Source organism: Pseudomonas sp. WS 5021, assembly GCF_012985535.1.
GTDB lineage: Bacteria > Pseudomonadota > Gammaproteobacteria > Pseudomonadales > Pseudomonadaceae > Aquipseudomonas.
In genome coordinates this window covers 422,702-435,397 of sequence record NZ_JAAQWP010000007.1, presented here as the reverse complement: position 1 = coordinate 435,397, position 12,696 = coordinate 422,702, and the positions used below count along the sequence as shown (strand labels likewise).

Sequence of the window (12,696 nt, the reverse complement as noted above, 5' to 3'; positions counted from 1 at the left end):
CTACAGCATCAACCCCACCCGCCTGCGGCATCTTGACCAAGATCAACGCCCGCCCGTGATAAAGTCACCACCCAGCCGTTTTTGAGTAGACCCGCCGCAATGAAGGATTTCCAGGATATCGACGCCACCCTTGAAGACTGGAACGCACTGCGCAACAGCATCGCCTTCGACGCCATCCTGATCGGCAACGGTGCCAGTCGCGCGGTGTGGGAAGATTTTGCCTACGACTCGCTGTTTGAAAACGCGCGCACCGTCGAAGAAAAGCCCCTGAGCGCTTCCGAACTGAGCGTGTTTGACGCGATGCAGACCCGCAGCTTCGAGCAGGTGCTGGGCGCCCTGAAAACCACCAGCCGCGTCAACAAAGCCCTGGCCGTCAGCTCCGCCGCGCCGCGCAATCGCTACTACGCGATCAAGGAAGCGCTGATCAATACCATCCACGCCGTGCATATCCCCTGGCGCCTGGTGCAGCCGTCGACCCTGGCCACGATCAACCAGGAACTGGCGAGCTACAAGACGGTGTTCACCAGCAATTACGACCTGCTCAACTACTGGTCGATTCTGCACACACCGGGCATCGACGACCTGTTTCGCGGCGCCGAATCACGTTTTGACCTGCGCGATACCGCTACCGCCGCGACGCGCATCCTGTACCTGCACGGCGGCCTGCACCTGGTGCGCAACCTGGATGGCTCGGCGCGCAAATTGCCGTCCACTGACAGCACGTTGCTCAGCAGTTTTGCCATCAACAACACCATCAAGACCCTCGACGATGTACCGCTGTTCATCAACGAAGGCCCCAGCAGCGAGAAACTCAAGAGCATTCGCAGTTCGGATTACCTGGCGTTCTGCTATGAGCAATTGCTGGGACAGGCAGGTGCGCTGTGCATCTTCGGCCATCACCTGAGCGAACAGGACGGGCACCTGGTGGAGGCGATTCGCCGGTCGAAGATCAAGACCCTGGCGATCTCGGTATTTGGCCGCAGCGACGGGTTTATCCAGCAGCAAAAGCACAGGTTTGCCGGGCTGTTTGAGGGGATGGAAGTGGAGCTCAGGTTCTTTGCGGCGCGCAGCCATGCGCTGGGCAAGCCGGCATTGTCGGTGCCGGTCGAGCACTGATCCCAGCCTAACTGGAGACCCCATGTGGGAGCGGGCTTGCTCGCGATAGCGGTGGGTCAGACGCTGGATGTGTTGAATGACACACCGCTTTCGCGAGCAAGCCCGCTCCCACACAAGCCAGCTCCTACATTGACCGCGTTCCAGGCCTATTCTTCGGCGCTGTGCACCACCACCAGCAACTGCGCCTGCACCTCGCCCACCGAGCGGATCCGGTGGGGCTTTTGCGCATTGAAGTGCAACGCATCACCGCGCTCGAGCAGCACCCGTTCGTTCATGAAGTCCACTTCCACCCGGCCTTCATGCACAAACAGAAACTCCTCCCCCAAATGCTCCTTGAAGGTCTTGTCGCTGAATTCTGCCGGCGGGTAGATGATAAACGGCAGCAGGCTGCGCTCACTGACCTGGTGGGCCAGCACCGCGTAACCCGGTGCAGTGTCGGGCCGCTCGTGGCTGCGCACCAGGCTGTAGCTGTCGAGGCTGACGCTGTCTTCGCTGAACAGCTCCTCGACCTTGACGTTCAACGCCTTGGCCAGTTTCAGCGCAGCGGCAATCGACGGGGTGTTCAAGCCACGTTCGACTTTGGACAGGTAGCTCTTGGTCATCCCGGATTTTTCGGCCAATGCCTCCAAGGTGACACCGAGTTTTTTTCTCAATAATTTCAAACGGATAGACATGCGCAGCGATTAATCCAAGCAGGAGGCGATGATTATTGCTTGCCAATGACACATTGTGTCATATAGCCTCTTTAGTGTCATTTGCAGAACCCAACGACCTTGCGAGCAGCGGGAACCAGCAAATCGACGTCCAATGAACCACCCAAAGGACACCGATATGGCCAAGACATTAGCACTCCCCAAAGAACAACTGGTCAAGCAAGCGCTGACCCAGATGCAAAGTACCCTGGCGGATAATACGTGGACCGACCGGCAAAAGCTGGCCCTGACCTGCCGTATTCTGTTCGAGAACGGCCACGACTCGGGCCTGGCCGGGCAGATCACCGCCCGCGGCCCGCAGCCTGGCACCTACTACACCCAGCAACTGGGCCTGGGTTTCGATGAAATCACCGCCAGCAACCTGCTGCTGGTCAACGAAGACCTGGAAGTGTTGGAAGGCCACGGCATGCCCAACCCGGCCAACCGTTTTCACAGCTGGGTGTACCGTGGCCGGCCGGATGTGAACTGCATCATCCACACCCACCCGACCCACATCGCCGCGCTGTCGATGCTCGAAGTACCGCTGCAGGTGTCACACATGGACCTGTGCCCGCTGTACGAAGACTGTGCGTTCCTCGAAGCCTGGCCGGGTGTGCCGGTGGGTAACGAAGAAGGCGAAATCATCACCGAGGCCCTGGGCGACAAGCGCGCCATCCTGCTGTCGCACCACGGCCAGTTGTCCACCGGAAGCACCATCGAAGAAGCCTGCGTGATCGCGCAATTGATCGAACGGGCGGCCAAACTGCAATTGCTGGCCATGGCCGCCGGGACCGTCAAGCCGATCCTGCCGCAGTTGGGACGCGAGGCCCATGACTGGATCTCCAAGCCCAAGCGCCACGGCGCCGCGTTCAACTACTACGCTCGGCAGAACCTGCGCCAACACGCCGATTGCCTGAACTGAAGCCTTTTTCGACCGGAGACATTCCATGTCCAGCCCTACAATTCACGGCATCATCGGCTACACCATCACCCCGTTCAGCGCCGACGGCAGCACCCTTGACCTCGACGCCCTGGGCCACTCCATCGACCGTTTGATCGACAGCGGCGTGCATGCTATCGCGCCGCTGGGCAGCACCGGTGAAGGCGCCTACCTGAGCGATGCCGAGTGGGATGAAGTCAGCGCCTACAGCATTCAAAAAGTCGCCAAGCGCGTGCCGACCATCGTCAGCGTGTCCGACCTGACCACCGCCAAGGCCGTGCGCCGCGCACGTTTTGCCGAAGCCGAAGGTGCCGATGTGGTGATGGTGCTGCCAACGTCGTACTGGAAGCTCAGTGAAGCGCAGATCCTCGCGCACTACGCGGCCGTCGGCGACAGCGTTGGTGTGCCGATCATGCTCTACAACAACCCGGCCACCAGCGGCACGGATATGTCGGTGGAGTTGATCCTGCGCATCGTCAACAGCGTTGATAACGTGACGATGGTCAAGGAGAGCACCGGCGACATCCAGCGCATGCACCAGTTGTACCGCCAGGGTGAGGGCCAGGTGCCGTTCTACAACGGCTGCAATCCACTGGCCCTGGAAGCGTTCGCCGCCGGGGCCAAGGGTTGGTGCACCGCTGCGCCGAACCTGATCCCGCAGCTCAACCTGGATCTGTACCAGGCGGTGCAGGCCAACGACCTGAACCGGGCACGCGAACTGTTCTATCGGCAGTTGCCGGTACTGGACTTCATCCTCAAGGGTGGCTTGCCGGCGACAATCAAGGCCGGTTTGCGCATGACCGGGCTGGAGGTGGGAGATCCGCGGTTGCCGGTGTTCCCACTGGACATGGCGGGTCAGGCGCAGTTGCAGAAGCTGCTGGCCGCGTTGCGCTAAAACACCCCCTGTGGGAGCGGGCTTGCCCGCGATAGCGGTGGATCAGACACACCGCCATCGCGGGCAAGCCCGCTCCCACAGGGGAATGCATGCATTGCTAAATTTACGGAGACAAATAGCAATAATTCTCGATATCATTCGCGACTTTTCTGCAGCGTGCTGCGTCAAGAAGGATATCCATGTCTCGTTTCAAGCCCGACCCGTTGTCGGCCGACGCCTTTCGCGGGTTTTATGCAGATATCCTGCATTACCTGCGCAAACGCACGGACAACGCCAGCGACGCGGCGGACATGACCCAGGATGTCTTTACCCAATGGCTGGACTACCGCGACCGGAGCAAGGTCGAGCAGCCACGGGCCTTTTTGTTTCAGATGGCGCGCAACCTGCTGCGCGACCACTGGCGCAAACAGAAGGTGCGGCACAGCGTCCATCATGAACAGGGCGAATGGGATGCCGAGCCTGTCACCGACGAGCAAAACGATCCTATGGCCGCCGCCCTGCGCCTCCAACGCCTGGAACAGTTGAAAGAAGTCCTCGCCGAACTCTCGCCCCGCAGGCGAGAAGCCCTTATGCTGCACCGCTTCGAAGGCCTGAGCCAGGCGCAGATTGCCGAGCGCATGGGCGTTTCGATCAGCATGGTGGAAAAGCACATTGCCTTTGCCCTGCTGCACTGCAAGCAGCGACTTCACAAAGACCCGGGCAAGGAGCAGCCAGAATGACCCGCTTGAGCAACCGCGACGGCCACGAAATTGATGAGCACGACACCATCGATGCCCAGGCTGCCAGTTGGTTTGCGCGCAATCGCAACGCAAGCAGCACGCAGGAGCGCAAGGCCTTCGCCACCTGGCATGCCGTGCCGGCCCATGCGCGCGCCTACGCCGAATTCGAACAGCTGTGGGCCGACCTTGGCGAACTGCAGCAACTGAATAAACCCGTGCCCTTGCCCACGCGCCAGCCCGCGCCCTGGCGCCCCGCCCTGGCAGTGGCGGCCGCGCTGGTCTGCGCCTTGCTCGCCAGTAACCTGGGCGCCCCGCGCGGGCTCTACCACACCGAGGTCGCGGCACAGGATAAGGGCATGCGCACCCTGGACCTGCCGGACGGCAGCACCTTGTACGTCAACGCCAGCACGCAGTTGCGGGTGGACTTCGATGCCCATCGCCGCGTGATCCATCTGGACCAGGGCCAGTTGTACGTGGAGGTGGCGCCCGACAAGGAGCGGCCATTGTTCGTGCGCGCTGGCGAGGCCGATGTGCGGGTGGTGGGCACCGCGTTTGATGTGCGCCGCAGCCAGCAGCAGTTGGTGGTCAGCGTGGCCCACGGGATGGTTGCCTTCGCCCCCGACCAAAAAGCCAGCGCCGTCATGCTCGGCGCCCAGCAGCGGGCAACCTACAACTACGCCAAGGGCTCCGTGCAGCAACAACGCCTGGCCGTTGGCGAAGTCGCCGACTGGCGCAGCGGGCACCTGTCCTTTCGCAACCGTGAACTGGCCAGCCTGCTGGATGAGCTGAGCCTGTACCGGCCCAAGGCCGTGGTGTTGGCCGATGGCCCGGTGGCGCAACTGAAGGTTTCCGGCAACCTCGATGTGAATGACCCGGACGCGCTGCTCAACGCCCTGCCGGCCTTGTTGCCGGTGAAAACCGTGCCCCTGGCCGACGGCAGGATCCGCATCGAAGCACGCAAATAGCACCACTTGAGAATATTTTGCATTCGCATGTGAGGATTTTTTTTCCTGCCGCGTCTTCCTCCGGTCTGCGTTTGATACGCATGCCTTTTTTGGCTATTTAGCCGCCTTGGGGGATTTCATGTTTCGCGCGCCTTGCCTTGCCCAGCACCTGTTTGTTCGACCGACACTGATCGCCGCCTGCCTGACCGTCAGCCTCACGGCCCAGGCCGAGTCGTTCACCCTGCAACTGCCGGCCCAACCCTTGGCCACGTCCCTGAGCCAGGTTGCGCAACAGGCAAAAATCCAGCTGCTGTTCGATGAAGACCTGCTCAAGAATATCCAGGCGCCCGCGCTCAACGGTGATTTCACCCCCGAAGTGGCGATCCGTACCCTGCTCAAGACCGGCGAGTTCACTCTGATCAAAGTAGGCAGCACCTATGTCGTGCGCCCCGAGGAAAGCCGCACCACCAACAGCGCCAGCGTGCAGTTGGACGCCTTGAGCGTGATCGGTACCGGTAACCAGGTCGACGCCAGCACCGTCGGCCGCTCCACCCTGTCCCAGGCCGATATCGACCGCCTGCAGCCCAACAACATCGCCAGCCTGGTGCAGACGCTGCCGGGGGTGACCATGGGCGGCTCGATGAAACCGGGCGGGCAGATCATCAATATTCGCGGGATGGGCGAGGCCGAAGACGTACCGATGACGGTCGATGGCGCGACCAAAAGCGGTTTCGAGCGCTATCAGCAGGGCACCGTGTTTATCGAGCCCGAGATGATCAAGAGCGTCGAGGTGGAAAAAGGCCCGCACTCGGCCTTCACCGGTAACGGCGGGTTCGGCGGTACGGTCAACATGGTCACCAAGGATGCGCCGGACCTGCTCAAGGACGGGCGCAACAGCGGTGCGATGCTCAAGTACGGCTATGCCAGCAACGACCACGAACAGGTCTACAGCGGCGCCGTGTATGGCCGCACCGATGACGGGCGCATCGACGCCCTGGCCTACCTGACCAAGCGCGACGGCGGCGACATGAAGCTGGCCGCAGCGCGCGACTATGACAGCAAGGAATACCCGATCAACCCGCAGCGCCTGCCCAACAGCGCCCAGGATGTGGACGGCCAACTGTTCAAACTGAACATGTACCTGACCGATGAGCACAGCCTCGGTTTCTCCTACTCCCGGGCCAACAGCGAACGCTGGACACCTTTCTCGGCCAGAAGCTATCCATCGCCACCGCGCAAGACCGATATCGACCGCTATGGCTACGACGCGGCCGTAAGACGGTTCCTGGCCAACCGCCACACCGTCGATACCACGTGGTCAGGCAAGTACGAATACCAGCCCCTGGATAACCCGCTGATCGACATGAAGCTCAGCTATTCGGAGTCCAATACCGACCAGACCGACGAACGCGACGCCACGGCCGTCGTCGGTCTGTCCACCGGCGGGCGCAAGATGGACACCGCCTACACCGACAAGATCCTGGAGCTGCGCAACATCAGCCGCTTCAACAGCGGCCCGCTGGACCATGCCTTGACGACCGGCGTACAGATCCGCAAGCACATCCGCGACACAGAAAGCTGGATGCCCGGCGCAACCTACAACACGCCCAAATACAACTACGGGCATTTCCAGCCGGCCTTCATGCCCCACGGCAAAGTCGACACCAACGCGTTCTACATCCAGGACGCGGTGACCCTGGGCGACGTGACCATCACCCCGTCCCTGCGTTATGACCACGTGGTCAACCGTGGCAAGGCCAACGATGCGCCGTACTACAGCAACCCCGACCCGGCCTACGGCCACGACTACAGCGACCGCACCTATGCCGGCTGGTCGCCGCGCCTGGCAGCGTTCTGGAAAGTCACCCCGGACGTGGTGATGTTCGCCAACTGGAGCCGCACCTGGCGCGCCCCGGTGATCGACGAGCAATACGAAGTCCAGGGCCTGGGCAGCCGCACCTCCACCAGCCGCAATCTGGACCCGGAACGCATCACCGCCATCACCGTGGGTAACGTCACCAGCTTTGCCAACGTGATGGCCAGCGGCGACAGCCTGCAACTGCGTACGACGTTGTTCCACAACAAGATCGAAGACGAGATCTTCAAGGCCACCGGGATTGGCTGCAAGGAACAAAACTCCCAGGTCGGCTCCATCGCCGATGTCTGCACCGACATGGCGTCAAAGGCCAACTACCGCAACATCGGCAGCATGACCATCAAGGGCTTCGAGCTCGAAGGCTACTACGACTCGACCTATCTGTTCGGCTCCCTGAGCTACTCGTGGGCCACCGGCAAACGCGAAAACCCTTACACCAACCCGTGGGCCAGCGACATCCACGTCTGGGCCCGGGACATTCCACCGGCCAAGTGGGTCGCTGTGCTTGGCACCAAGATTCCCGCCTGGGACGCACAAGTGGGCTGGCAAGGCCAGTTCGTGCGCAAGACCGATCGCCTGCCCAGCGACAAATATTCGAGCGGCCTGAACAGTGGCTTTGGCGACCTGTTTTACGACCAGTACGCCAACGACAGCTACGACACCCAGGGCCTGTTCGCCAAATGGACGCCGCAACAGGCGTACCTCAAGGGCACTGAAGTCAACTTCACCGTCGACAACCTGTTCAACCGCAGCTATATGCCAGCCTTGAGCGGCGACAGCGCCACCAGCGTCGGGCGCAACGCCAAGATCAGCGTGACCCGCTTCTTCTAACCGCCCAACTGTACGGTTCAATCTGCACCCAGCTGTAAGCCCGCGTCCTGCGGGCTTTGTGGCTAGATGGGCAGCACCTGCCTGCCCATTCAATCCGGTTGCTCCCATGAATTCGCGCGAAAACACCGGCATGGCCCTCGGCCTGCTCGGCGTCATCATCTTCAGCCTGACCCTGCCCTTCACCCGCATCGTGGTGCAGGAAATCCATCCGTTGCTCAATGGCCTGGGCCGCGCCTTGTTCGCGGCGGTGCCGGCGGCCCTGCTGTTGCTCTGGCGCCGCGAAACCTGGCCGACCTGGCGCCAGGTGCGCGGCCTGGCGCTGGTGATTGCCGGGGTGATCCTCGGCTTCCCGGTGTTGTCGGCCTGGGCCATGCAAACCCTGCCCGCCTCCCATGGCGCCCTGGTCAACGGCCTGCAACCGCTGTGCGTGGCACTGTATGCGGCGTGGCTGTCCCATGAGCGTCCGTCAAAAGCTTTCTGGGCCTGCGCGGCACTGGGCAGCGCGTTGGTGCTCGGCTATGCGTTGATCACGGGCGCCGGCAGCATCCAGGCTGGCGACCTGCTGATGCTCGGGGCGATTGCCGTGGGCGGCCTGGGGTATGCCGAAGGGGGCCGACTGGCCAAGGAGATGGGCGGCTGGCAGGTGATCTGCTGGGCGCTGGTGCTGTCGACGCCGCTGTTGATCGGGCCGGTGACGTACCTGGCGCTGCAACATGAAGGCGCAATCTCGGCGCGCACCTGGTGGGCGTTTGGCTACGTCTCGCTGTTCTCGCAGTTCCTGGGGTTCTTTGCCTGGTATGCCGGGCTGGCCATGGGCGGGATCGCGCGGGTCAGCCAGATCCAGCTGTTGCAGATTTTTTTCACCATCGCCTTTTCCGCGCTGTTTTTTGGCGAGCACATCGAGCCGATTACCTGGCTGTTCGCCTGCGGGGTGATCGTCACGGTGATGTTGGGGCGCAAGACGGCTGTGCAGCCTGCACCGGTCTCCAAGGCGAGCACGATCTGATGTGGGAGCTGGCTTGCCTGCGATGCAGGCACCTCGGTGTATCAGGTAAAGCGAGGTGATGCTATCGCAGGCAAGCCAGCTCCCACATTTTGATTTGCGTCATTCTCAGGCCAGGTAACCATCCGCCCGCAGCAGGGTTTCCAGGCAGTGTTCGGTGATGTTGTAGAACGCCTTGAGCTCCTGGATTTTCTCCAGGAGTTGAGCGTTGTCCACCTGCTCGGCACGCTTCACGGCCAGGATCATCTTGTTCTTGTTGGTGTGTTCCAACGAGATGAACTCAAACACCTTGGTCTCATAGCCGCACGCCTCAAGGAACAACGCACGCAAGCTGTCGGTGACCATCTCGGCCTGCTGGCCCAGGTGCAGGCCGTATTGCAGCATCGGCTTGAGCAGTGCCGGGCTCTGGATCTGCAAGCGGATCTGTTTGTGGCAGCACGGCGAGCACATGATGATCGACGCCCCGGAGCGGATGCCGGTATGGATCGCGTAGTCGGTGGCGATGTCGCAGGCATGCAGGGCGATCATCACGTCCAGCTCGCTGGGCGCCACGCTGCGCACGTCACCGCACTTGAACACCAGCCCCGGGTGCTCCAGGCGGGCGGCGGCGTTGTTGCACAGGGTCACCATGTCTTCGCGCAGCTCCACGCCCGTCACCTGGCCTTCGGCCTTGAGGGTGTTGCGCAGGTAGTCGTGGATGGCGAACGTCAGGTAACCCTTGCCCGAGCCAAAATCCGCGACGCGTACCGGCCGGTCCAGTTGCAAGGGGGATGAGGTCAGCGCGTGGCTGAACACTTCGATGAACTTGTTGATCTGTTTCCACTTGCGCGACATCGCCGGGATCAGCTCGTGCTTGGCGTTGGTCACGCCCAGGTCGGCGAGAAATGGCCGGCCAAGGTCGAGGAAGCGGTTTTTCTCACGGTTGTGCTCGGCCGATGGCGCTTCACGCAACTGCTGGGGTTTGCTTTTGAACAGCGAACTTTTGTTCTTCTTGCTGTATTCCAGCTGCGCTTCGTCGGTCAACGACAACAGGTGGGCGTTCTTGAACGAGGCCGGCAACAGCGCGGCAATCGTCGCGACGCCGTCTGCCAGGGCGAAGTTCTTGGTGATATCGCGGGTCTTGTAGCGGTAGACAAAGGACAGGCACGCCTGCTCCTTGACCGTCACTGCCTTGATGATCAGGCGTTGCAGCTCAACCTCATCGCCCACGTACTTGGCCAGCACCAGCTTGATAAAGGCATTCTGCTCGAGGCTTGCGCGCAGCAACTCGATGAACTGGGCATGATGATCCGGCGCGGGGCTGGCAGGTTTAGCGGTGACAGACATGAACAAAAACGCCTCGGGCAGGGAATGCCGGGCATTTTAGGGGGGATGGCGCGCCAGGGCACGGAGTTATTTGCCCAACGGTCAGTGCGATTGAAAATGCCGCTTGTGTAGGAGCCAGCTCCCACACAAGCCAGCTCCTACAGGTTATTTCAGGACGACCAGGCGGTTGGGCAGTTCATTGCGCGTGTGGGTCTGGGGCACATGCACCTTGAGCAGTTCGCCGCAGGCCTCAATGCATGTGATAAACCCCGCCAATGTCTGCCCCTGTTTCACCTGCTGGGTAAACGTCTTGACGATAGCGTCCCAACTGCTGTCATCCAGCCGCTTGGAAATCCCGTCGTCCACCAGGATCTCCACATAGCGCTCGGCCTCACTGACAAAAATCAACACCCCGGTGCTGCCCAGGGTGTGGTGCAGGTTCTGCTCCAGGAACTGCCGGCGCGCCAGGTTCGATGCGCGCCAATGCCGCACCGAGCGCGGGATCAGGCGAGTGGTGATGGCCGGCAGGCGGAACACCAGGCACAGCACAATGAACGTCGCCCATTGCGCCAGCAGCAAGGTGTGCATGGTCAACCAGCCCGACAGGTAATGCACGATCCCCGGCACCACCAACGCCACCACACTGGCCCACAGCAGCGGGATGTAGGCGTAGTCGTCGGCGCGGGCGGCGAGTACGGTCACCAGTTCGGCGTCGGTCTGTTGCTCGACCCTGGCGATCGCTTCGGCGACTTGGCGCTGCTCGTGTTCTGTCAGTAAAGCCATGGTTGTAGATGCTCTTTAGTTATTGTCATTACCAGCCACCCGAAGCCCCGCCGCCGCCAAAACCGCCACCGCCGCCCCTGAAGCCACCGCCCCCGCCGCCACCGCCGCCACGCCCGCTGCTGCTGAGAATCGCCAGCAGGATGGCGCCCACTGGCAGGCCCATGCGGTTGCACAGCCACAACACCACCAGCAACAAGATGAACAGGCCGATGGAAAACACCGGGTTGTCCTTGGCAAAGTTGGGATCCGCCACATGGGCGGGCACCGCCAACGGCTCGCCGCCGACCACCTGGATCATGGCCGCCACGCCGTCGCTGATGCCCTGGGTAAAATTGCCCGCCTTGAACTTGGGCGCAATCACCTGGTTGATGATCACCCACGACTGCGCATCGGTGAGCACGCCCTCCAGGCCGTAGCCCACTTCGATGCGCAACTGGCGCTCGTCCCGGGCCACGATCAACAGCGCGCCGTTGTCCTTGCCCTTCTGGCCGATGCCCCAGTGCCGGCCCAGTTGATAACCGTAGTCTTCAATGGGCAGGCCTTGCAGGTCGGGCACCGTGACGACCACGATCTGGTCGCCGCTGGTTTGCTCCAGCGCCTGCAATTGCTGGCTCAGTTGCGCACGCACCGGCGGGTCGATCATCTGCGCGTTGTCGACCACCCGCCCAGTCAGCGCCGGGAAGTCCGGCGCCGCCTGGGCAGTCAGGCTAAAGGCCAGCAGCAGCGCCGCCAGCCACCCAGCACGCCAGGTCATCAGAATTTCACTTGCGGCGCTTTATCGGCATCGGCACTGGTGGCCTCGAAGTTGGCGCGCACCGGCAGATCGCTGTACATCACGCTGTGCCACAGGCGGCCTGGGAAGGTACGGATCTCGGTGTTGAAGGCCTGCACGGCGGCGATAAAGTCGCGACGGGCCACGCTGATGCGGTTTTCGGTGCCTTCAAGCTGCGATTGCAGGGCCAGGAAGTTCTGGTTGGCCTTAAGGTCCGGATAGCGCTCGGACACCACCATCAGGCGGCTGAGAGCACCGCTCAGGCCTTCCTGGGCCTGCTGGAACTGCTTGAGTTTTTCCGGGTTGTCGAGGGTGCTGGCATCGACCTGGATCGAGGTCGCCTTGGCCCGCGCTTCGATCACCGCGGTGAGGGTGTCCTGTTCATGGGCTGCATAGCCCTTGACCACTTCCACCAGGTTGGGGATCAGGTCGGCACGCCGTTGATACTGGTTCTGCACCTGGGCCCAGGCCGCCTTGACCTGTTCGTCCAGGGTCGGGATTTTGTTGATGCCGCAACCGCTCAGCACGCTGCTGATCAGTAGCAGGGCCGCGGCTTTCCAGCCCCATCGAATAGTCTGTGCTGCTTGCATGGTGTGTCTCCTGACCAACCTTATGGAATTTGACGACTGACCCTATACATCACGCGCTTGGGGCATAATCCGCCACTACTGGATTACAGCGAGCCAATCAGCTAAAAGATGCCCTTCTTTATGGATAGTTCATAAAGAGCTGAGAAGTGTGCGGTATTTATCCACACAACACCCGAACAACAATAGTCGCTCCCCACATTTTGGCCGAGCCGTGTTTTTTACCTGAACAC

At 61.7% G+C, this 12,696-nt stretch carries 12 protein-coding genes; 7 read left to right on the top strand and 5 right to left on the bottom strand.

Annotated features, from left to right (window positions below; translation table 11 throughout):
• Positions 1-99: 99 nt before the first annotated feature.
• A complete protein-coding gene (locus HBO19_RS22985; RefSeq protein WP_170058368.1) occupies positions 100-1,116 on the top strand; it encodes a DUF4917 family protein in 1,017 nt (338 codons plus the stop codon).
• Positions 1,117-1,262: 146 nt separating this feature from the next.
• On the opposite strand, the gene HBO19_RS22980 is transcribed toward HBO19_RS22985, so the two are convergent.
• Positions 1,263-1,790 carry an XRE family transcriptional regulator gene (locus tag HBO19_RS22980; protein WP_169956775.1) on the bottom strand — a complete coding sequence of 176 codons (528 nt, stop codon included), beginning with the start codon at positions 1,788-1,790 and terminating at the stop codon, positions 1,263-1,265.
• Positions 1,791-1,947: 157 nt separating this feature from the next.
• Between HBO19_RS22980 and HBO19_RS22975 the strand changes: the two genes are divergently transcribed.
• From HBO19_RS22975 to HBO19_RS22950, 6 genes are all read left to right on the top strand, one after another.
• Positions 1,948-2,730: an aldolase gene (locus HBO19_RS22975; protein WP_169956777.1), complete on the top strand. Its 783-nt coding sequence runs from the start codon at positions 1,948-1,950 to the stop codon at positions 2,728-2,730.
• Between the two features lie 25 nt (positions 2,731-2,755).
• Entirely contained in the window at positions 2,756-3,643 is an 888-nt protein-coding gene (locus HBO19_RS22970; RefSeq protein ID WP_170058367.1) for a dihydrodipicolinate synthase family protein, read from the top strand.
• 179 nt (positions 3,644-3,822) lie between these two features.
• Positions 3,823-4,362 (top strand): RNA polymerase sigma factor, encoded by a 540-nt coding sequence (locus tag HBO19_RS22965; RefSeq protein ID WP_170058366.1) that lies wholly within the window; start codon positions 3,823-3,825, stop codon positions 4,360-4,362.
• Positions 4,359-5,327: a FecR domain-containing protein gene (locus tag HBO19_RS22960; RefSeq protein ID WP_170042881.1), complete on the top strand. Its 969-nt coding sequence runs from the start codon at positions 4,359-4,361 to the stop codon at positions 5,325-5,327. The genes HBO19_RS22965 and HBO19_RS22960 overlap by 4 nt, the downstream gene beginning before the upstream one ends.
• 118 nt (positions 5,328-5,445) lie before the next feature.
• A complete protein-coding gene (locus HBO19_RS22955; RefSeq protein WP_170042882.1) occupies positions 5,446-8,013 on the top strand; it encodes a TonB-dependent receptor in 2,568 nt (855 codons plus the stop codon).
• 106 nt (positions 8,014-8,119) lie between these two features.
• Positions 8,120-9,019 (top strand): DMT family transporter, encoded by a 900-nt coding sequence (locus HBO19_RS22950; protein ID WP_170058365.1) that lies wholly within the window; start codon positions 8,120-8,122, stop codon positions 9,017-9,019.
• 105 nt (positions 9,020-9,124) lie between these two features.
• Here HBO19_RS22950 and HBO19_RS22945 read toward each other — a convergent pair whose 3' ends face one another.
• From HBO19_RS22945 to HBO19_RS22930, 4 genes are all read right to left on the bottom strand, one after another.
• A complete protein-coding gene (locus HBO19_RS22945) occupies positions 9,125-10,342 on the bottom strand; it encodes an SAM-dependent methyltransferase (RefSeq protein ID WP_170042884.1) in 1,218 nt (405 codons plus the stop codon).
• 144 nt (positions 10,343-10,486) lie between these two features.
• Positions 10,487-11,104 (bottom strand): TPM domain-containing protein, encoded by a 618-nt coding sequence (locus tag HBO19_RS22940; protein WP_169956789.1) that lies wholly within the window; start codon positions 11,102-11,104, stop codon positions 10,487-10,489.
• Between the two features lie 28 nt (positions 11,105-11,132).
• A complete protein-coding gene (locus HBO19_RS22935; protein WP_169956791.1) occupies positions 11,133-11,858 on the bottom strand; it encodes a YgcG family protein in 726 nt (241 codons plus the stop codon).
• Positions 11,858-12,466, bottom strand: coding sequence for a LemA family protein (locus HBO19_RS22930; RefSeq protein ID WP_029297013.1), 609 nt, complete (start codon positions 12,464-12,466; stop codon positions 11,858-11,860). Before HBO19_RS22930 ends, HBO19_RS22935 begins: the two co-directional genes overlap by 1 nt.
• Positions 12,467-12,696: the final 230 nt, after the last annotated feature.